The 18,809-nt window shown below is 65.9% G+C and carries 20 protein-coding genes; 8 read left to right on the plus strand and 12 right to left on the minus strand.

Annotation, left to right across the window (positions count from 1 at the left end):
- Positions 1 to 33: 33 nt before the first annotated feature.
- Entirely contained in the window at positions 34 to 828 is a 795-nt protein-coding gene (locus tag AC5RVB_RS03240; protein ID WP_494141949.1) for a citryl-CoA lyase, read from the minus strand.
- Positions 828 to 2,060, minus strand: coding sequence for a CaiB/BaiF CoA transferase family protein (locus tag AC5RVB_RS03245; protein WP_290245612.1), 1,233 nt, complete (start codon positions 2,058 to 2,060; stop codon positions 828 to 830). Before AC5RVB_RS03245 ends, AC5RVB_RS03240 begins: the two co-directional genes overlap by 1 nt.
- Before the next feature lie 238 nt (positions 2,061 to 2,298).
- Between AC5RVB_RS03245 and AC5RVB_RS03250 the strand changes: the two genes are divergently transcribed.
- From AC5RVB_RS03250 to AC5RVB_RS03260, 3 genes are read left to right on the plus strand one after another with little or no spacing between them, the layout of a single operon-like run.
- Entirely contained in the window at positions 2,299 to 3,240 is a 942-nt protein-coding gene (locus tag AC5RVB_RS03250) for a transporter substrate-binding domain-containing protein (protein WP_494141950.1), read from the plus strand.
- Positions 3,241 to 3,247: 7 nt separating this feature from the next.
- Positions 3,248 to 4,120, plus strand: coding sequence for an amino acid ABC transporter permease (locus tag AC5RVB_RS03255; RefSeq protein ID WP_290245614.1), 873 nt, complete (start codon positions 3,248 to 3,250; stop codon positions 4,118 to 4,120).
- Positions 4,117 to 4,914 carry an amino acid ABC transporter ATP-binding protein gene (locus AC5RVB_RS03260; protein ID WP_494141951.1) on the plus strand — a complete coding sequence of 266 codons (798 nt, stop codon included), beginning with the start codon at positions 4,117 to 4,119 and terminating at the stop codon, positions 4,912 to 4,914. The genes AC5RVB_RS03255 and AC5RVB_RS03260 overlap by 4 nt, the downstream gene beginning before the upstream one ends.
- 22 nt (positions 4,915 to 4,936) lie before the next feature.
- On the opposite strand, the gene AC5RVB_RS03265 is transcribed toward AC5RVB_RS03260, so the two are convergent.
- The 3 genes from AC5RVB_RS03265 to AC5RVB_RS03275 all read right to left on the minus strand — a co-directional run bounded on the left by AC5RVB_RS03265 (position 4,937) and on the right by AC5RVB_RS03275 (position 8,191).
- Positions 4,937 to 6,106 (minus strand): GDSL-type esterase/lipase family protein, encoded by a 1,170-nt coding sequence (locus tag AC5RVB_RS03265; protein WP_494141952.1) that lies wholly within the window; start codon positions 6,104 to 6,106, stop codon positions 4,937 to 4,939.
- A gap of 151 nt (positions 6,107 to 6,257) precedes the next feature.
- On the minus strand, positions 6,258 to 6,515 hold the full coding sequence (locus tag AC5RVB_RS03270) for a hypothetical protein (protein ID WP_227905479.1): 258 nt from the start codon (positions 6,513 to 6,515) through the stop codon (positions 6,258 to 6,260).
- The gene (locus AC5RVB_RS03275; RefSeq protein ID WP_494141953.1) at positions 6,512 to 8,191 is read right to left on the minus strand and encodes a hypothetical protein; all 1,680 of its coding nucleotides are present in this window, start codon (positions 8,189 to 8,191) and stop codon (positions 6,512 to 6,514) included. Before AC5RVB_RS03275 ends, AC5RVB_RS03270 begins: the two co-directional genes overlap by 4 nt.
- 370 nt (positions 8,192 to 8,561) lie before the next feature.
- Here AC5RVB_RS03275 and AC5RVB_RS03280 point away from each other — a divergent pair, with 370 nt between their 5' ends.
- The 3 genes from AC5RVB_RS03280 to AC5RVB_RS03290 all read left to right on the plus strand — a co-directional run bounded on the left by AC5RVB_RS03280 (position 8,562) and on the right by AC5RVB_RS03290 (position 11,055).
- Positions 8,562 to 9,239, plus strand: coding sequence for a bifunctional 4-hydroxy-2-oxoglutarate aldolase/2-dehydro-3-deoxy-phosphogluconate aldolase (locus tag AC5RVB_RS03280; RefSeq protein WP_494141954.1), 678 nt, complete (start codon positions 8,562 to 8,564; stop codon positions 9,237 to 9,239).
- Positions 9,236 to 10,195 carry a sugar kinase gene (locus AC5RVB_RS03285; RefSeq protein ID WP_494141955.1) on the plus strand — a complete coding sequence of 320 codons (960 nt, stop codon included), beginning with the start codon at positions 9,236 to 9,238 and terminating at the stop codon, positions 10,193 to 10,195. The genes AC5RVB_RS03280 and AC5RVB_RS03285 overlap by 4 nt, the downstream gene beginning before the upstream one ends.
- 110 nt (positions 10,196 to 10,305) lie before the next feature.
- On the plus strand, positions 10,306 to 11,055 hold the full coding sequence (locus tag AC5RVB_RS03290; RefSeq protein ID WP_494141956.1) for a hypothetical protein: 750 nt from the start codon (positions 10,306 to 10,308) through the stop codon (positions 11,053 to 11,055).
- Positions 11,056 to 11,135: 80 nt separating this feature from the next.
- On the opposite strand, the gene AC5RVB_RS03295 is transcribed toward AC5RVB_RS03290, so the two are convergent.
- The 5 genes from AC5RVB_RS03295 to AC5RVB_RS03315 are packed head-to-tail and all read right to left on the minus strand — an operon-like array spanning position 11,136 to position 15,925.
- The gene (locus AC5RVB_RS03295) at positions 11,136 to 12,149 is read right to left on the minus strand and encodes an ABC transporter substrate-binding protein (RefSeq protein ID WP_227929147.1); all 1,014 of its coding nucleotides are present in this window, start codon (positions 12,147 to 12,149) and stop codon (positions 11,136 to 11,138) included.
- Positions 12,146 to 13,018, minus strand: coding sequence for an ABC transporter permease (locus tag AC5RVB_RS03300; protein ID WP_227929148.1), 873 nt, complete (start codon positions 13,016 to 13,018; stop codon positions 12,146 to 12,148). The genes AC5RVB_RS03295 and AC5RVB_RS03300 overlap by 4 nt, the downstream gene beginning before the upstream one ends.
- Positions 13,018 to 13,812 (minus strand): ABC transporter ATP-binding protein, encoded by a 795-nt coding sequence (locus AC5RVB_RS03305; RefSeq protein ID WP_227905488.1) that lies wholly within the window; start codon positions 13,810 to 13,812, stop codon positions 13,018 to 13,020. The genes AC5RVB_RS03300 and AC5RVB_RS03305 overlap by 1 nt, the downstream gene beginning before the upstream one ends.
- A 14-nt stretch (positions 13,813 to 13,826) precedes the next feature.
- Positions 13,827 to 14,669, minus strand: a complete 843-nt coding sequence (locus AC5RVB_RS03310; RefSeq protein WP_227905491.1) for an NAD-dependent epimerase/dehydratase family protein — start codon at positions 14,667 to 14,669, stop codon at positions 13,827 to 13,829.
- The gene (locus tag AC5RVB_RS03315) at positions 14,666 to 15,925 is read right to left on the minus strand and encodes an FAD-dependent oxidoreductase (RefSeq protein ID WP_494141957.1); all 1,260 of its coding nucleotides are present in this window, start codon (positions 15,923 to 15,925) and stop codon (positions 14,666 to 14,668) included. Before AC5RVB_RS03315 ends, AC5RVB_RS03310 begins: the two co-directional genes overlap by 4 nt.
- Positions 15,926 to 16,060: 135 nt before the next feature.
- Here AC5RVB_RS03315 and AC5RVB_RS03320 point away from each other — a divergent pair, with 135 nt between their 5' ends.
- Positions 16,061 to 16,990 carry a LysR family transcriptional regulator gene (locus AC5RVB_RS03320; RefSeq protein WP_494141958.1) on the plus strand — a complete coding sequence of 310 codons (930 nt, stop codon included), beginning with the start codon at positions 16,061 to 16,063 and terminating at the stop codon, positions 16,988 to 16,990.
- On the opposite strand, the gene AC5RVB_RS03325 is transcribed toward AC5RVB_RS03320, so the two are convergent.
- Positions 16,950 to 17,750, minus strand: coding sequence for an AraC family transcriptional regulator (locus AC5RVB_RS03325; protein WP_494141959.1), 801 nt, complete (start codon positions 17,748 to 17,750; stop codon positions 16,950 to 16,952). The genes AC5RVB_RS03320 and AC5RVB_RS03325 overlap by 41 nt on opposite strands.
- A gap of 98 nt (positions 17,751 to 17,848) precedes the next feature.
- Between AC5RVB_RS03325 and AC5RVB_RS03330 the strand changes: the two genes are divergently transcribed.
- Positions 17,849 to 18,382, plus strand: coding sequence for a VOC family protein (locus tag AC5RVB_RS03330; protein ID WP_227905499.1), 534 nt, complete (start codon positions 17,849 to 17,851; stop codon positions 18,380 to 18,382).
- On the opposite strand, the gene AC5RVB_RS03335 is transcribed toward AC5RVB_RS03330, so the two are convergent.
- Positions 18,379 to 18,795, minus strand: a complete 417-nt coding sequence (locus tag AC5RVB_RS03335) for a VOC family protein (RefSeq protein WP_227905501.1) — start codon at positions 18,793 to 18,795, stop codon at positions 18,379 to 18,381. The two genes, AC5RVB_RS03330 and AC5RVB_RS03335, sit on opposite strands and share 4 nt — an antisense overlap.
- Between the last annotated feature and the right edge of the window lie 14 nt (positions 18,796 to 18,809).

The following is an 18,809-nucleotide window of genomic DNA, read 5'->3' on the forward strand; positions in this document are numbered from 1 at the left end:
GGTAATCCTTTGTGTGTAACCGGCAGGGCGGGATCAGGGGACGTCGCGGGGGGCGGGCCCCACGTAGTCCGGAAGGATCGTTCGGTGTTCCGGGCCCTTGTTGCGTTGTCCGGAGTTGGATTCCTCCCAGGCGTGGGCCAACGCTCCGATGGAACGGGAGAGAATGAACAGCCCCCGGCCCAGGACCGGCGCAAACCCCAGCTCCGCGTAGATGATGGCCGTGGCGCCGTCGATGTTCATGGGGATGGGACGCTGGCGGCCCTCGTTGATCTGCCGTTCAATCTCCAGCGCAATTTCCAGCACGCGGCCTTCCACCACGCCCTGGTCCCGCGCCTCTTCCACCGCGGCCACCAACGGAGCCCTGCGAGGGTCCACGGGGTGGAAACGGTGCCCGAAGCCGGGAACATACTTGTTCTCCGCCCGCAGCCGGGCAATTTCGGCGGCCACCGCATCCGGCACCGGACGCGGATCCTGCCGGATCCGTTCGAAGATTTCCATCAGTTCCTGGCCCGCTCCGCCGTGCACGTCCCCCAGCACGTTGGTGGCCGAGGCCATGGCGTTGTTGATGCCGACGCCGCAGGTCATGGCCATGCGGGCAATGCCGATGGAGGGCGCCTGCGGTCCGTGGTCCACCCCGGCCACCAGGGCACGTTCCAGCAGCCGGGCCTGCGGCACGCCGGGCAGCTCACCCCGGGTCATCAGCCACGCCATGGTGGCCATGCCGACGTCGGCGGAGGCGATCAGCTGTTCCACCGGGTAGCCGTGGAAGCGGATCACGCCGGGCGAGATGTCCGAGATGGAGGTCTTCCACCAGGTTGAGCTTTCCATTAGATGACTCCCTCGTTGCGCATTGCAGCTATGTCGTCCGGGCTGTACCCGAGGCCGGCCAGCACCTGCTCGGTGTGTTCACCGAGCAGCGGCGGCGGCGCGTCAGGACCCACCGGTGAGCCGTCCACGTGCGTGGGGGCGCCGAGCAGCCGGATGTCCCCCTCGGGTCCCACGCCGGTGCCGGTAATGCCGGCTGCGGCGTCGATCCTCAAGGTCGAGACCAGACTCCGTTCCACAATCTGTTCGGAGTCCAAGACGGTTGCCACGTCCATGACGGGGGCACCGGGGATACCGGAAGCAGCGAATTCCTTGTCCCAGTGGGCGCTGGGGCGGGTGGTGAGGACGGCCTCGATTTCCGCCTTCAGTGCCAGGCGGTTGGTTTTGCGGGATTCCCGTTCAGCGAAGCGCGGGTCCCCGATGAGCTCGGGGCGGCCGATCACCCGGCACAGTTCTTCGAACTGTTCCTGCTTGTTGGCCGCGATGTTGAAGTCGCCGTCGGCTGTGGCAAAGGTGCCCGACGGCGCGGCCGTCCGGTTTTCGTTGCCCATCGGCACCGGTTCGCTGCCGCCCACCAGGTAGTCCGAGGCCACCCAGCCCATGGCGGTGAGCGTTGCTTCCAGCATGGACACGTCCAGGAAAGCGCCCTGCCCGGTTCGCCCGCGACGCACCAGGGCCGACGCGATGGCGAAGGCGGCGGCAAATCCGCCCACGGTGTCGGCGATGGGAGCTCCCACCCGCAGGGGCGCGGTCTCCCGGTCACCGGTCACGGACATCAGGCCGGACATCCCCTGAATGATCTGGTCATAGGCCGGCCGGTCCCGCAGCGGTCCGCTCTGCCCGAATCCCGAAATGGCGCAGTAGACAATGCCCGGATTGATCTCCTGCAGGGCCTCCCAGCCAAAGCCCAGGCGGTCCATCACCCCGGGACGGAAGTTTTCCAACACCACGTCGTGGGTTTCCACCAACTGCCGGAAGACCTGCCGGCCCTGCTCGGATTTGAGGTTCAGGGTCAGCGACTGCTTGGAGCTGTTCTGCGCGAGGAAGGAGATTCCCAGATGGCGGGCACTGAGGTCTGCGGACGCCCCCAGCTTCCGGGCAAGGTCTCCCCCGCGGGTTGCCTCGACCTTGAGGACTTCGGCGCCCATGAGCGCCAGCTGGTAGCCGGCAAACGGCCCGGACAGCACATTGGTCAGGTCCAAAACCCTGACACCGTCTAGCAAATTTGTTCTCATCCCAGTCCTCCTCCGGAGCGCGGCCGCGCTTATCAGCCGGCCCTCCGGACTCTATTTCCGTAGTTCGTGGCCTTGAACCGCTTCGATCATTCAGCGGAACGGCGGCGGGCGCCGCTGGGTACTCGTTGCTGTGACTTGACTCACACACTTTGCCAGTGCCACCATTCTGCATGACAAAACCTTTTTTTACCAAGCAGAATTATGGCGTGCCCCTGGGCACACGGAATACGAGGACCCTGTGTTTTCTTCGCCTAAAAATCTTCGTGGGACATCCGCGTGGAAGCCCGCAGCACTGGCCTCCGCCGCCCTCATCACCCTCTCCCTGGCAGGTTGCGGAAGCAGCACCAGTGAGGCAGCGGATAAACCGGAGACGAGCCAGCAGGTCCAGGAACTCCATGACCGGTTGCCGGACGCCATCAAGGACCGCGGCGTCCTGCGTATCGGTACCGTCACCTCCACTACCCCGCTCACCCAGAAGCCGGGCAAAGAGGTGGAAGGGCTCATTCCCGAGCTTGCCGATGAAATGGCGGGAATCCTTGGCGTGGAGGTCGAATTCGTTGAATCTCCCATGGCCGCGCAAATCATTGCCCTGCAGTCAGACAAAGTGGACCTGACCTGGAGCGCCATGACGGATACCGCGGAGCGGGAAGCCAGCGTGAACATGGTTCCGTACCTTAAGACCACCAGCTCGCCGATAGTCCTTGAGGGCAACCCTTCAAACATCCAGAAGAGCGAGGATCTTTGTGGCCGGTCCGTGGGAATTGTCCGGGGCGGCAACAGCCACGTGGCCCTGGAAACATTCCAGGAGACCGTGTGCAAAGGGGGCGGGCTGGAACCCATGGAGGTGAAACTCTACGACAAAAGCACTGACGGCCTGCTGCAGCTCCAGTCCGCCAACATTGAAGCCTTCGTTGGTATCGGCATCCAGCTGAAACACAACGCTGAAACCGCGAACAACGGCAGCACGTTCGATTTTGTCGATGTGCCGATTGATGAATCCGTGATGACCATCTGCACCCACAAGGATGAGGCGGAGCTGGCGGACATCGTCCGGGCAACGCTGGTGGAAATGGCCGATTCGGGTAAGTACGGCGAAGTGCTGGAACGCTACTCGGCGCAGGATTACGCCATGGATTCAGCGGACATCGTTGTCAATCCGCTGCAGGGTGAAGGCAAGTAGGGGTCCCGTGAACGCTTCAACCATCACCGGGCGGCCCGGTACGGCTGTTCCGCCCCGCTCCGACTACGTCCCGGTCCGCAACCCCGCGCAGTGGGTTGCTGCCGCCGTCGGACTCATCATCCTGGCCTGGATCGTGTCCCTCATCCTGGTGAATCCGAACCTGGATTTCGGCACGGTACTTTCCAACATCACCAACGAAATGATCCTCGAGGGCCTCCTGCGGACCTTCCAGCTCACCATTGTGTCCATGCTCATCGGCACAGTGCTGGGGGTTATCATCGCCTGTGCCCGGATCTCCAACAACCGGCTGATGAACGGACTGGCGAATCTGTACATCTGGTTCTTCCGGGGTGTGCCCCTGCTGGTGCAGATACTCATCTGGGGCAACTTCGCCCTGCTCTTTCCGAACCTTGGGGTGGGCATACCGTTCACCGACGTCATGTTCTTCGATGTGCCCACCAACTCGGTCATCACCGTCTTCGTCGCGTCCATCCTGGCGTTGTCACTGCACGAAGCCGCCTACATGGCCGAGGTGGTCCGCGGCGGCCTGCAGGGTGTGGACCAGGGACAGGAGGAAGCCGCCAAGGCTCTTGGCATGTCCGGACCGCGCATCATGATGCGCATTGTGCTGCCGCAGGCTTTGCGGATGATCATCCCGCCCACCGGAAACCAGCTGATTTCCCTGCTGAAGGCCAGCGCCCTCGTCTCGGTCATCGCCGGTGGCGAACTCATGACAGTGGCCAACGATATTGGCGCCATCAGCTACAAGACCCTGGAGCTTCTCGCAGTCGCCACCTTCTGGTACCTGGTGATCGTGACAGTCCTGTCAGTAGCGCAGAAATTTCTTGAAAAGCGGATGTCCAGAGGAGCACGGCGATGAATCAGACCCAGACAACGGAGGCTGCTGCCCGAGAGCCGCTGCTGACGATGCATCAGGTCCGGAAGGCGTTCGGCAGCAACCAGGTATTGCAGGGAATCGATCTGGAGATCTACCCCGGGGAAGTGGTGTGCCTCCTGGGCCCCTCCGGATCCGGCAAGTCCACGGTCCTGCGCTGTATCAACCAGCTGGAAACCATCGATTCCGGATCTATCAACTTCAAGGATGAATACATTGGTGTCCGGCCGAAGAACGGACGCTGGTTTGACCTGACGGAACGGCAGAAGGCACGGCAGCGCCGCGAGATCGGCATGGTGTTCCAGAAATTCAACCTATTTCCGCACATGACCGTGCTGGAGAACATCATGGAGGCCCCGGTAAAGGTCAAGGGGATCACACCGGACGCTGCCAGGCAGACGGCACGGGACCTCTTGGAACGGGTGGGAATGGAAGCCTTCGGCGATCGTTACCCCGTCCAGCTTTCAGGTGGGCAGCAACAACGTGTGGCCATTGCCCGTGCCCTGGCAATGGATCCGGAGCTGATGCTCTTCGATGAGCCCACCTCGGCACTGGACCCTGAGTTGGTGGGCGAAGTGCTGGACGTGATGAGGCAGCTTGCCAAGTCCGGCCGCACCATGATGGTGGTTACCCACGAAATTGGTTTTGCCCGGGAAGTGGCCGACCGGATCATCTTTATGGCGGACGGCACCATCGTGGAGGAAGGCCCCGCCGCCTCTGTGGTCGGGTCACCGCAGATGGAACGGACCCAACAGTTCCTCTCCGCCGTCATCCACTAGCCGGGCATCGCGGGCTGCCGGATCACCCTTGGTCGAGGTGCCGGCCGCCCGCGAAGGGCCCCGCCCCCGCAAACGCATACTTCGCAAACCGCTCCCCGATGATCTGGTGCGTGGCGGTATCCGGATGCAGCGCGTCGGGCAGCGGATGCTCCTGGGCGTCCGCTTCCCCGTACAGATCCAGTCCGTCCAGGTAATACAGGTTAGGATCCTCAGCGCGGCGTGCCACCAGCGATGCCAGCGCCTCGCGGATGACCCGCAGGGTCAATTGGCCGGCCGCCACTCCGGCCGGATCACCGGTGGCAATGAACTTCACCTGCTCCGTGCCGAAGGACGCCGGATCGAACGCCCCGGGACCCGGAGTGTCCTCGTGGATACCGCAGAAAATCGGCGAAATCAGCAACAGCGGGGTCTCCGGATGCCCCTGCCGGATGGTGTCCAGGAAGCCGTGCACCGCCGGCACGAAGGTCCGCAGCCGCATCCCGTCGAGGTTCACCATGTTGATGCCCAGCTTCACGCTGATCAGGTCCGCAGGCGTATCCCGCATGACCTGCGCGGTGAACGGGTCCACCAGGGCACTGCCGCCCAGGCCGAGGTTCGTCAGCTCCACGCCGCCGATCCGGGCCGCCACGGCAGGCCAGATGCCCGACGGCGTCGCCGCATTGGAGCCGTGGCTCACCGAACTGCCGTGGTGCAGCCACACCGGCCGGTCCGAGGCGACCGGCTCCACCGGCGTATCCGAGCGCAGCTCGACCAGTTCCACCGATTCGTTGTGCGGCAGCCAGATCTCCACCCGTTTGCCGCCCACGGGCAGCCCGGGGAACACACTCACATGCGACTCCCCGTCCACCTGCCGGCTGGCTCCGGTGGACATGTTCACCTCGGTGTAGGAGCCGCCGGTGAGTTCGTCGCTGTGCAGCAGCTCACCGCCGACCATCAGGTCCACATGGCCGCGCGGCCGGTCCGCCCCGAGGTAGACCACCCGCGTGGAATGCAGGACCAGTTCCAACTGCTGCGCCGTCGTCGTAAAGACCAGCCGGACGCCGGAGGGCTGGGCCTCGACCATGAGCAGCTGCGGGTCCGGGAAGCGCGTGCGCACCTTCGCGGGCAGCCGGTGCGGGCGCAGTCCGCGGACGGTGGTTTTGTATTCCGCGGCGCCGCGGACCAGGGATTCGGTGATGGGCGTGCTGATCATGCGGAGAGTTCTCCCAGGTTCGGGGCAAAAGTTAGGAGCCCTCAGTTTATGCGCAGCGCCACGCCAACCGGATCTCGGAGAGGAGCGGCAGCGCCGCGGCCGGGAAAAAGATGCTTCCTACCCGCGTCCTAGGTGGCGGAAGCCGCCCGGTTTAGAGCTCCCCGTGGCTGGCCACGTGCCCGGCGAAATCACCCTCGCAGTCCGGCAGGTGCAGCTGGCAGAGCCGGGCCAGGGTCAGGACGTAGTGCCGGACGCAGAACACCTCGGCATCGGTGCCGTCCGCCCATTCCTGTGCCACAAAGTGGGTGGGCGGGTCCACGCAGACCGAGTCATCCCATAGGCAGCGCACGGACCCGAAGTCTTCGAGGGTTCCGGTGCCGGAGGTGGTGTCGTCCTTGGTGCCGATCATTTGCTGTTCTCCTTGATCATCCGGTCCAGTGTCTGAAGTCCCCGCCGGACCTCCTCATGGGTGAGCTGGTGTTCCTCGTCCAGCCAGTCGGCCCATTGGGCGGCGAAGTCCCGTTCCCGATCCAGCTCCCGGCGCCGGCTGAAGTACTCCCGGGCGACAATCCGGCCGGATGCGCCGTCATGGTCGGTACTGACGTTGAGCATGGTGCCGGCGGCAGGGAAGAGGATGCAGGTCCGGGACTCCCCCACGCTGAGCAGGAACCAGGAATTCAGGTGGACCGGGGTGCCGGCGGGCAGCAGATAGGGATCCAGATTGTTCAAATCCAGGCAGTTCACGGCGAGGAAGGATTCCAGTTCCCCGCCGTCCATCACCGTCTCCAGTAACGGTTGATAGGGATGGCCGCTGCGGTCCGGGCTCGTCCAGTCCGCGGCGCCGGCCCAGGGGTAAAAGAACTTCTCGGAAGTCCGGATTTTCAGCACCTTGCCGGCGGAACGCTCGTAGGTGTGCTCCTGATAGAGCGGCGTCATCTCCGCCTTCAGCATCAGAGCGACGTCGTCCAGGACGTGGACGGCCAGCGGTGCGGCATGGTTGCCCAGGGCATGCTTCAGCCAGGTTTCCAGTTCCAGGGCGGTACTGAACTGGGCGGTGGACGTCTCATGCTCGGCAAAGTCCACAATGTTGTGTTCCAGCCGGTAAAGCCGGGCTTCGGTGCTGTTGCCCTCCCAGGGCTGCCTTGCGGTCCGCAGTCCCTCAGGAACCGAATCCGCCATAATCCACTCCGCCCAGTCGGGCCCGAGCGCACCCCGTCCCCGCTCAGCGCCGGTATCCGGATCAGCGTAGTGCTGCAGCACGCCGTCCCTGGCGCAGAGCAGCTCCAGCGGCCCCAGCTCCTCCGTCACCGGATGCAGCAGTTCATATCGGTGCGTGGAACTGCGCGCATAGGCCACCACCGGGCGGTCCGGATCAATGTCGTCCCGGTACGGGAACTGCAGGTCCCGCGGGGATAGCTCTGCGCCCTTGGGGAGGGCCAGCCGCCCGAGGTCATGGGCAGTAACCCAGTCCCGCAGCAGAGTCTGCCGGCTGGCGGCCACCCCTTCAACCGTTGGCAGGGCCGGCTCTCCGGCCTTGCGCAGGACGACGCCGGGCAACTCCAGTGCCGCGTCCAAGCCCTGGGCAAAAAAGGTTTTCCGCACCGTGGCCAACGGCTCAGCGCCACCCGTGCACTCCGCAACCGTGACATTTCCATCCACGGCAATAAAGGAGGCCAGGAGCATATTTCCGTGCCGGTTTTCCACCAGCATGGGAGTGCGCCAATACCCCGCCAATACAGCCAGGGTGGGTGATTTCCTGCCTGCGATCTCACAATTCAGATGGTCGCGGGAGAGGACAAATAAAACAAACTTCTGCACTGTCCACCCGGTCTCACCGAACACGTCATACCCGGTGGATTCGCCAACGACGACGTCCGCGTCCACGGTACCGCTGCCGGAGTACGAGACGTCCCCGTTCTCAGCGACGTCAACCGCGGCAGGCCAGGGATCGGCCGGAAGCCGCAGGCCCGGACCATCCGGATCCTCAGTGTTCATGGACTCGAATCCGGCCCGCACCCGCGGCCACTCCGCGCCGGGGATCCAGACGGTGTAACCGGGCGCCAATGGGGTGGCCGCAGCTGTCATAACAGGAAATCTCCAGGGGTTGCAGGATAAGGCCTCTAATGGTGAAAGGTGCGGGGATTCGGATACTAAAAATCCGCCCGTGGCCGTGCACAACAAAATACAGTGGCGCACCGACATTCTTTGGCAGCTGAAATGAGTCGCTGATTCCTATGCCGAATCGTGATTATTGGCTCGCGTGATTCCCGAGGTGGCGGGTTCTTCCACGCAACCCACAACACGCACGCGCGCTCCCGGACAATCCGGACCGTCAACGGGGTATTCTCTAGCGCATCCCGGCTGCCCGTCGACGGCGGCTGGCTTGGCCGCTGACGTACCACGCTCCTCACCGGCGGGTGACCGCCACCGTGCACCACGAGACGAAGGACCTGCCGTGTACTCCACCGAAGACGCTCCGGCCGCCACGCGGCGCATCCCCGCTTCCCCTCTGCTGCAGCGCACCCGGACCATCGCCGTGATGCGCGCCGCGCATGCCACCGACTATGCCCCGGTGGTCGAGGCCCTGATCAAGGGCGGGGTGCTGAGCATTGAACTGACGCTGAGCACCCCGGGGGTCTTCGCGGAACTGCCGCGCCTGCGGGACCGGTTCGGCGACAGTGCGGAATTCGGGGTGGGCACAGTGACGAACGTTGATGACGCAGTGCAGGCTATCGACGCCGGTGCCGCCTACCTGGTCACCCCCTGCACCGACACCGCCGTGATTGACGCTGCGGTGCAGCGCGGCGTCGCGGTCTATCCCGGCGGCCTCACCCCCACCGAGCTGTACACGGGGTGGTCCGCCGGGGCGTCCGCGGTGAAGGTTTTCCCCGCCTCGGTGGTGGGTTCCGGCTATGTCTCGGTGCTGCGCGGCCCCTTCCCCGACATCCAGGTGGTTCCCTCCGGCGGCGTCGGAATCCAGGACGCGGCGGACTGGATACGGGCCGGAGCCGCGGCCGTCAGCCTGGGCGGACCGCTGCTCGGCGACGCGTTCGACGGCGGGGACCTGCGCCGCCTGGCCGAACGTGCCGCCCGCCTGCGGGACGTCGTCGATGAAGCGGCGGCTGCACTGTGACCGGGCTGCCGCAGCCGTACCTGCTGACCGTCGGGGAAACCATGGCCCTGCTGACCGCCGGACATCCGGGACCGCTGGCCCATGTGCCCTCCATGGACCTGGGCATCGGCGGTTCCGAGTCCAACGTCGCCATCGGAGTGCAGCGCCTCGGCGGCCACGCGGTATGGTGCGGCCGCACCGGCGCCGATTCCCTGGGCCGGCTGGTCCGGCGCGAAATCCGAGCCGAAGGGATCACGGTCTGCAGTGTTGAGGATCCGGAAGCGCCCACCGGACTGATGCTGAAGGAACGCCGGACGGCCTCCACACAGAAGGTGAACTATTACCGTGCCGGCAGCGCCGGCTCCCGGCTCTCCCCCGAAGACGTGGATGCCACGCTGATTGCCGGCGCTGCCGTGCTGCACGTCAGCGGCATCACCCCTGCCCTCTCGGACTCCGCGGCGCGGACCATCCGGTACTGCATCGACACGGCCCGGGCCGCGGGAGTCACCGTGTCCTTTGACCTGAACTACCGGGCCAAGCTGTGGAGCGCGGAGGAGGCCTCGCACAGCTACCGTGAACTGATTCCGCTCACCGACATTGTGTTTGGCGGTGACGAGGAAGCGGCGCTGGCACTGGGGGAACACGATGCCCCGGCCGAACTCGCCCGCCGGCTGGCCAAGCTCGGGCCCGCGCAGGCGGTGATCAAGCTCGGCAGCAAGGGCGCGGTGGCGTACATCGACGGGCAGGTCCTGGTGCAGCCGCCGGTGCCTATTACCCCGGTGGACACGGTGGGTGCCGGGGATGCCTTTGTTGCCGGGTATCTGGCCGAGCTGATGAACGGGCGGCCCCCGGCCGAACGGCTGGCGACGGCGGCCAAAACCGGGGCGTTTGCCTGCCTTGCCTCCGGCGACTGGGAGGGCCTGCCCACCCGCGATGAACTGGCCCTGCTGGATCAGGACGAAGCAGTCACCCGGTAGCCGGCCGCGTAACACTTCGGCCCCTGTGAAAGGATTTCTTCCGGCCGCAACCGCTGCGGGCCAGGTGGAAACGGGGGCCGGGGAACGTGCTGGGGATAGGTTTTTGGACCGTGCTGCAGGCAGCAGCTCTGGTGACCGCCGGTTTCGGGATCTGGATCCTGGCCCGGGCCTGCTGGGACTACGCCGGGCTGCCGGAGTTCCAGGACCGCTACCTGCAACTGGTGGAAGACCGGCTGCAGGACCCGGAGATGGAACACGCCGCCAACCGGCAGGAGTCAGGCTACCTCCGCCGCCTGCGCCGCTCACTGCAGGCGCGCCCCTCCCCGGCCGCACGTGCAGCCTCCCAGGAAGCACTGCTGCAGCTGCTGAACCGGCCCTCGCTGGCCCCGGGCCTGCAGCCGTCCGCCGGGGATGAGCTCACCGGGCTGGCCGTTGCCGTCGCCGCCGCGCGCACTCCCGGGGAGCTGGCCGCCACTGAGAAGCTGCGCCGGGCCGCGGGGCTGCGGCTGCTGCGGGGCGGGGTTCCACACCGTTTCCGGGATGCCTTCCTGCCCGGCATGGCGCGCTATCTGGATTTCGTGGGCCGCGGCAGCTCGCTGGGGCTGGCTGTGGGTGTGCTGCTGGCGGGCGGGCTGAGCGCCAACGCGGACCTGGTGGGCGCCCTGACCACCCTGTGCGGTGTGGGCGGGGCCGTCATTTTCACGCTGACCGTGATCCGGTGTGAATCCCGGTCCTGGCCGGCCGGCCAGCCGGGAGTGTGGCTGCGCCTGGCACGCAGCTATCCGCAGGCCTACTTCCTGCTCCGGCTTACCCTGACGACGGCGGCCGCCCTCCTCGCGGTGTACCTGCTGCGGACGTAGCCCGGGAGCATTTCCCCTGCAACAAAAACAGCGGCACCCCGGTTTCCCGGGGTGCCGCTGCCGTTCTGCCTCAACCGAAATTACGGCGTCTTCTCCGAGAAGGAGGCGTCGATGTAGGAATCCTGGTCAATGGCGTCCTTGTACTCAATGGCACCGGATTCCATCCAGACCGCTTCCATGCCCTCGAGCTGCTCCGGCAGCGGTTCGATATTCGGCAACCAGGTGTAGAGCGGAACCGACTTCAGTTCCTCCACGCTCTGGCCGGTGGCCTCGCCGATGATCTTCAGGTTCTCATCCGAGTAGCGGTCCTCGCCCTGCAGGTCCTTGGCGGCACGGGCCACGGCGTCGAAGAACTTCTGGGCGTTCTCACCGTCTGCGAACTGCCCGCCGTAGAGCATGCCGGTGCCCGAGGTGCCGGCCGGCGGCACGGCCATGGACACGCCGGTGCCGTCTTCGATGGCCATGGTGGAGAACGGTGCGGAGATCAGGCCTGCGTCCAGGCTGCCGTTGGCCAGCGCCGTCGGCATGTCCGGGTTGCCCAGGTTCACAATTTCCACGTCGTTGATGCTCAGCCCGGCTTCTTCCAGCGCCAGGCTCAGCAGGAAGGCACCGGTACCGCCGGCACCGCCTGCAGCGCCGATCTTTTTGCCCTTCAGTCCGGCAATGTCAGTGATCTCGCCGGAGTCCACCTTGGCCTTGGAGACCACCAGGTCCGTGGGGCTCTTCTCAGTGTCGCCGTCGCTGACGCCCATGGACGCCACCACCTTGATGTCCAGGCCGGTTTCGATGGCGCTGAACATGCCGGCGGAGAACCCGGCGGCAACGACGTCGAGCTTTCCGCTGGAGGCCAGCGGCACCGCGTCCTGGCCGGACTTCACGGTTTCCAGCTGTACGTCCAGGCCGGCTTCGTCAAAGTAGCCCTTGGCGTCAGCCACGTAGATGGGCGCGAAGATGGGCAGCTGCACAATGCCGACCTTCACCGTCGCGTTTTCCTGCGAGTCACCTTCGGAGGAGGCGCTGGTGTCTCCCCCGCAGGCGGAGAGGGCAAGTCCGGCCAGCACCGTTGCTGCCAGGACCTTCAGGTGTTTTTTCATTTTCGATCTTTCTTCTTGGATCCGGATTTGTATTTCCAGGGCAGGGCCGCCCGTTCGAGGAGGATGATCAGTGCGGTGACGCCGGCGCCCACCAGGGACACCACAATCAGGCCGACGTACATTTTGCTGGGCTGGAACAACTGCCAGGAGTTCCAGATCAGGTAGCCGAGGCCGTTGTTGGACGCGACGAATTCGACGGCGGTAATCACAATCACCGACATACCGGCGGCGACGCGCAGGCCGGTCATGATGGCCGGTGTGGCGCCGGGCAGCAGCACGTAGCGGAAGAGTTTCAGTCCGCTGGCCTTGTAGGCGCGGGCCGCTTCCAGCACGCGGCTGTCAATCTGGACAATGCCGGCCAGGGTGTTGATCTGCATTACGAAGAACACGGAGATGGCCACGGAGAGGACCTTGGGGGTTTCGGTCAGCCCGAAGATCAGCAGCAGCAGCGGGACAATGGCGATTTTCGGCAGCGCATACAGCGCCGTGAAGGTGGGCCCGAGCGCTGCGCGCAGCGGCCGCCAGACCCCCATCAGCAGCCCGGCCAGGATCCCGGCGACGGCGCCGAGCAGGAAACCGGCCATCAGCCGGGCAATGGTGGCCGAGGTGTGGGTCCACAGTTCCCCGCTGAGCAGCATGTTCCACGCCTGCTGGGCGATCAGGCTCGGCGGGGTGAACAGCCGGGCGTCCAGGGCCCCGGTCCGGGCAGCGACTTCCCAGAGGGCCAGAAGCAGGACCGGGGTGAGCGTGGAGAGCAGGACGTCGCGGTAGCGCAGCCGGACACCCTGGCGGTATTCGCGGCGGATGGCGGCGTCCAGCTCGGGCTGATTGGCCTTCGCGGCGGTGCGGTCGGCAGTCGTGTTAGTCATTAGGAGAACCTCAAAGATGCTTGTACCTCGTCGCGGAGCGAATCCCAGATCCCCTGCTTCATGGAGCCGAACTCGCTGGTGCCTTCGATTTCCATGCTGCGGGGGCGGCCGAAGGGCACGTCGATGATTTCCTTGATGCGGCCCGGGCGGGCGGACATCATCACAATCTGGTCCCCGAGCAGCAGTGCCTCCTCAATGGAGTGGGTGACCAGGACCACCGTCTTGCGTTCGAGTTCCCAGAGCCGGACCAGCTGTTCCTGCATCAGCATGCGGGTCTGTGCGTCCAGGGCGCCCAGCGGCTCGTCCATCAGCAGGGCCGGGGAGCCGGTGGCGAAGGCGCGGGCAATGGCAATGCGCTGCCGCATGCCGCCGGAGAGCTGGTGGGGGTAGCTGTCCTCGAAGCCGGACAGGCCCGCCTCGGCAATCCAGTGCCGGGCGTGTTCGAGCCGCTCGCGTTTGCCCACACCGGCCATGTGCTCGCCGAAGGCCACGTTCTGCAGCACGGTGAACCAGGGGAACACTCCGTGTTCCTGGAAGACGAAAGCGGAGGCGGGCACCTTGTCTGCGGTGACGTTGCGGGTAACCGTGCCGGCAGTGGCGGTTTCGAGTTCGCCCAGGATCCGCAGCAGGGTGGATTTGCCGCAGCCGGAGGGTCCGACGATGCAGGTGAAGGAGCCCTCCTTCAGCTTGAGGTTGATATCTTCGAGGGCATACACGTTCTGCGATCCGGAGAAGACTTTGTGGACCGCGTCGACCTCGAACGCGTAATTCACCGCGGGTGGGGCTGGTGTCATGTTCTGATTCCTGGTCATTTGGAGGGGTGCATATCGGTATGGCGCGGAGGCCGGGGTGAGCAGAAAACGCCGCCGATGAATTGTCTGTCCCAGTCGGTTTCCGCGGCGGCGCTGGGCGCGGCCGGGCCGATCAGGTCCTTGGCGTAGCTCTCGGCGTCGTCCTGTGGGACATAGCCGATTGCCCTGCCGGCATCCGGGGAGAGGTAGCTTCTGGTGTTCGCGGACACCCCCCAGACAATACGGAAGCCGTGCCCGGAGTCGGTGAGGGCCGCGCGGAACAACCGTGCGGCGTCGTCGGGCGAGAGCCAGGTGCTCAGCATTCGGACATCGCGGGGGCGGTCGAACCGGGAGGCGATGCGAAGGCAGATAACATCCATGCCGTATCGATCCGAATAGTAGCTTCCAAGGGCTTCAACCGCCGCCTTTGAGACGCCGTATAAAGTGTTGGGCCGCACCGCGGTGTCATCCGGAACCAGTTCCCCGGGGCGGGGCACAGCGGTAAATCCGGTGGCGTGAATGGAACTGGCCAGCACGGCGCGCGGCACCCCGGCCCGGTGGGCGGCGTCCAGGACGGAGTGCGTGCCGTCAATATTGGCGGTGAGGATCCGGTCCCAGTCAGCTTCCAGCGGGATGCCGGCCAGATGCACGACGGCGGCGCAGCCCGCGAACGCGTCGACGAGGGTTTCAGTCTCGGTCACCTCGGTGATGACCCATTCCTGGCCGTAGGACTCCGCGGGCGCCACCCGGTCCACGCAGACCAGGGAGTATCCGGCGTCGAGCAGGTGCGGGATGATATCACCGGCGAGGCTGCCCGCAGCCCCGGTGAGCGCGATCTTCGCGCCGCGTTCCGGGTTCACAGCAGCGCCCCCTGGTCCTGGAGCAGGCCGCGCAGCTTGGGCAGGTCCACGCTGCCGGCGGAGCTGTGCAGGGACGCGGCCAGGCCGGCGGCGTGCCCGGTGGCGAAGGACGTGCCCATCACGCGCAGCGAGGCGAAGGAACGGCTGTCGCTGCTGGTGAGCCGGCCGGCGCCCCACAGGTTGGTGATGTTGGCGCTGGTCACCGCGCCGTAGGGGATGTCGTACCACTTGCGGTCCCTGATGCCGCTGTACTCGGTGGCGCCGGGGGTGGAATGGTCCTCCATCGGCCAGCCGCAGCGGGCAATCCCGTCCTCCGGACGACGGCGGGCGGAGAGTACGTCGTCGGCGCTGACGCTTTCCCTGCCCAGCATCCGGCGTGCTTCCCGGATGCCGATCTGCGGACCCGTGGAAGCAAGGTAGGCCCCGGACCAGCCGGGCATACCTGCCTTGAGCGCGTTGAGGTAGTGGCGGGCCCGGGCCCGTCCGTCCAGTTCGGCGCGGGAGAGCTGGTGTACGTCCAGCACGTCCACGTAGGCGTCCGCCAGCAGCAGCATCAGTTCGCGGGAGCGGGGCATCCGCACGCAGGTTCCGTTGCTGCGGGTCAGCACTTCGCCGGTGGCCTGACCGTAGGCGGCGAAGGCCGTGTCCATGGCCTCGGTGGAGAGGTCCGCGTCCTCGCCGACGCCACCCACCCGCATCACCAGGGTGCTGGCCTGGCGGCGTTCCACCGGGGAGAGCTGGAACTCCGCGCCGGCCGCTTCCAGCAGTGCGCCGTCGCCGCTGCAGTCCACAAAGGCGCTGGCGGAAAGGCGCAGGGTGCCGCCGCGGTGGGCAATGTGCACGGCACTGATGCGCTCGTTATCGGTGTCCGCGGCCACCAGGGTGCTGTGGAACAGGACGTCCACGCCGGCGTCCCGGACCAGCTGGTCCAGCACGGTTTTGGTGGTTTCCATATCCAGGACCACAATCGTGTTGCCGGTGGCCGGCGAGGTTTCCAGGGTCAGCAGTTCCTGGCGCTCGAGTTCATCCAGGAAGTCCTGGCCGATGCCGCGGACCACCTGCTCCCGGGTCTGGTCAAAAAAGCCGCAGTAGGCCAGGACCGAGCTGTTGGTCGCGGCGCCGCCCAGGAATCCGTAGCGCTCCACGAGGCACACGCTGGCCCCTGTCCGGGCGGCGCTGACGGCGGCCGCGACACCGGCGGCCCCTCCACCTACAACCACAACGTCGTAGCTGGTTCTTGCGGATATCGAAGTCATAAAAACGGGAATCCTTAGTTCGGTCCACGTGAGCCGCGTCACATGGCTCACATAAGAACCATCAGCCACGCCGGCATATAAATCAAATGCCTAAATGTGACCCCCGACATACTTTTTAGGCATAGGCTGGCCGGCATGGACATCCGGCAGCTGAAGTACTTTGTGCGCACCGCGGAAACGGGCAGCATCAGCGGCGCCGCCGTCGAGCTTCACATGACCCAGCCCGCACTGAGCCGGCAGCTGGCCGACCTGGAAAAGGAACTGGGCGGGGCACTACTGCAGCGCAACCCCCGCGGTGTGTCACTGACTCCGCTCGGCCGGGCGGTCAAGTCCCATGCCGACACCATCCTGGCGCAGGTGGACCGGACGCCCGAGATTGTCCGCCTGGCTGCCAGCGGCCATTCCCTGATCCGGCTGGGTGCACCGCCCGGGCTGCCGCATGACTGGTTCCGGGCCGCCGTCGGCCGGGTGCAGGCCGCCGGCCTGCCGGTGAGCTTCTCCCTCTACGAGGCCAGCAGCGATGAACAGAACCGGCTGCTGCGCGCCGGCCAGATCGATATGGCCCTGCTGCACACGGAACCCGCCGAGGGCATGCACCGGCAGCACCTGCTCACCCAGCCGCTGGGCGCTGCCGTCCGTCCCTCCTCGCCGATGAATGAGAGGGATGTCCTCAGCCTGTTTGATCTGGACGGGCTCACCGTGATGGCGCACGCCGCAGGGGAAATCCGCATCCAGGAAGTGAAACTGCGCAGCGCCGCCGAGGCGGAAGGCGTCCGCGCCCATTGGGTGTTCCGGAAGTTCAGCCACCACAGCCTGCTGATTGCGGATCTGGCGGACGCGGATGCGGCGCTGACCACCGAGGCATCGGCCGGCATCAACTTTCCCGGCTGGAAATGGGTGCCGCTTTCCGCTCAGGATGCCGGCGGACACTCGCTGCAGGTCCAGACCTGGGCCGCGTGGAACGCCGCCGCTCCCCCGGAGCTGGCGCAGGTGGCCGGGCTGTTCAGTTCACCATCCGGTCCTACTACGGTTTCACGGCCGAACGCCGGTAACCACTGGGGGTGAAGCCCAGGACGGTGCGGAAATCCGCCGTCAGGTGGGCATGGTCGGCGTAGCCCAGCTCGGCGGCAATGTCCGCGACGGGCAGGCCTGGTTCCAGGCGCAGGCGTTCGGCGGCTTCCTGCAGCCGGTAGCGCCGGATCATGGCCAGCGGCGGCAGGCCCACATGGCGCCGGGCCAGCCGCTGCAGCGTCCGCACCGATACCCCCAACAGATCCGCCGCCTGCCCCACCCGCGTCAGTGACGCATCGGCGGCGATGAGCTCCTCCAACCGGTTCACCAGCACCCCGTCGGCATCCGGAACCGGAACCCTGCGCTCCAGCCACCTCCCCGCCGAGCACGCCGTTGCCTCCCGCCGGCCCTCGCCGTCGCTCTTCCCCTTCTCCCCGGCCATGGCGGCGACGACGGCGGCATGGAGATCGGGCATGTCCACGGGGATTTCGCGGTTGCGCAGGCTGCCGGGTTCGCCGGTGAACGCCGGCACCGCGGCCGGACGCAACAGCATCCCCACCGCCCACCCACGCCCGGACAAGTCGCGGAAGGAACGCCGGGTGGCAGGCCCGGACAGCGTCACCCCGTCAGGCTGCACCACCAGGTTCAGGGCAGGAAAGGGCAGTACTTCCTGCCGGCTGACCCGTCCGGGAGCGAGCTGCCATTCCGGGATCCAGAACCAGCGCACCCGGTCCGCGAGCGCTGCCGGGGCCGGGAGCCGGTGGAAGGAGGGCAGCCGGGCGGGATACAGCGTCCCACGCCACTGCTCCTCCACGTCCCTCCCCCTCTGTGCCTCATTTCGGACTGTCGCAAAATTCCGGACTGTCGCAAATCTTCAAGCCCGATGCAGGTCCGGACCCCTAGCGTCTAAGCATGACTACTTCAGCCAACACCAATCCCGCAAACACGCCGCAGAGCACCTCAGGTGTCACCGGCCGGCACACCACCGGCGGCGTCCCGCACGGCGTCACCACCCTGACTCCGTTCCTCGCCGTTCCGGACGCCCGCGAGGCCATCAGTTTCTATCGCGATGTCTTTGGCGCCCGGTTGATCGATGCCACCGAGATGGGCGGCATTGTGGTCCACGCCGATCTGGACTTCGGCACCGGAAGGCTGCAACTGGGCGAGCCCAACCCCGACTACGGTCTGGTCCCCGCGCCGGATGGTGATGCCGACTGCTATTCGATGGGCCTGTACTGCGAAAACGCGGATGACACCGTGGCCAGGGCAGAAGCAGCCGGGGCCACCATTCGGGAACCGCTGCGCACCTTTGTCTCAGGAGACCGGTTCGCCAGCATCCGCGACCCGTTCGGGGTGCGCTGGTCCGTGATGAGCCGGGTGGAGGATCTATCCGAGGAGGAAAGCGCCGCCAGGGTCGCCGAGTGGGCCGCGGCGCAATCCGGCTAGGAGTCCTCGCCCTCAATGCTGATCATCCAACTGGTACCGAACCGATCGGTGAGCATGCCGAACAGGTCTCCCCACGGCGCCTTTTCCAGCGGCAGGTCCATCTGGCCGCCGTCAAGCAACCGATCCCAGTAGCCGCGCAGTTCCTCTCCGTTATCGCCGCTCAGGGAGATGGAATAGCTGCTGCCCTCGTCCAGGTTCATGCTGGAGGGCGTGTCCGAGGCCATCAGGACAAAGCCGCTGTCCGTGGTCAGCGAGGAATGCATGATCTTGTTGGCTTCGGCCGGATCATCGGACATGTTCATGTCACCGAATGTGGAGCTTTCCAGCGTGCCGCCAAAGACGCTCTGGTAGAAGTCCATGGCCTCACGGGCGTTGTCCCGGAAGCTGAGGTAGGGGTTCATCTGGCTGGGCATAATGGTCTCCTTAC

This window comes from Arthrobacter sp. Y3225209 (assembly GCF_059090685.1).

Coding starts and splice junctions, on each gene's coding strand:
- AC5RVB_RS03315 (WP_494141957.1), bottom strand. CDS start 15,925: ATGACTTCGATATCCGCAAGAACCAGCTACGACGTTGTGGTTGTAGGT.
- AC5RVB_RS03260 (WP_494141951.1), top strand. CDS start 4,117: ATGAATCAGACCCAGACAACGGAGGCTGCTGCCCGAGAGCCGCTGCTG.
- AC5RVB_RS03245 (WP_290245612.1), bottom strand. CDS start 2,060: ATGAGAACAAATTTGCTAGACGGTGTCAGGGTTTTGGACCTGACCAAT.
- AC5RVB_RS03240 (WP_494141949.1), bottom strand. CDS start 828: ATGGAAAGCTCAACCTGGTGGAAGACCTCCATCTCGGACATCTCGCCC.
- AC5RVB_RS03335 (WP_227905501.1), bottom strand. CDS start 18,795: ATGCCCAGCCAGATGAACCCCTACCTCAGCTTCCGGGACAACGCCCGT.
- AC5RVB_RS03295 (WP_227929147.1), bottom strand. CDS start 12,149: ATGAAAAAACACCTGAAGGTCCTGGCAGCAACGGTGCTGGCCGGACTT.
- AC5RVB_RS03320 (WP_494141958.1), top strand. CDS start 16,061: ATGGACATCCGGCAGCTGAAGTACTTTGTGCGCACCGCGGAAACGGGC.
- AC5RVB_RS03300 (WP_227929148.1), bottom strand. CDS start 13,018: ATGACTAACACGACTGCCGACCGCACCGCCGCGAAGGCCAATCAGCCC.
- AC5RVB_RS03330 (WP_227905499.1), top strand. CDS start 17,849: ATGACTACTTCAGCCAACACCAATCCCGCAAACACGCCGCAGAGCACC.
- AC5RVB_RS03305 (WP_227905488.1), bottom strand. CDS start 13,812: ATGACACCAGCCCCACCCGCGGTGAATTACGCGTTCGAGGTCGACGCG.
- AC5RVB_RS03265 (WP_494141952.1), bottom strand. CDS start 6,106: ATGATCAGCACGCCCATCACCGAATCCCTGGTCCGCGGCGCCGCGGAA.
- AC5RVB_RS03275 (WP_494141953.1), bottom strand. CDS start 8,191: ATGACAGCTGCGGCCACCCCATTGGCGCCCGGTTACACCGTCTGGATC.
- AC5RVB_RS03270 (WP_227905479.1), bottom strand. CDS start 6,515: ATGATCGGCACCAAGGACGACACCACCTCCGGCACCGGAACCCTCGAA.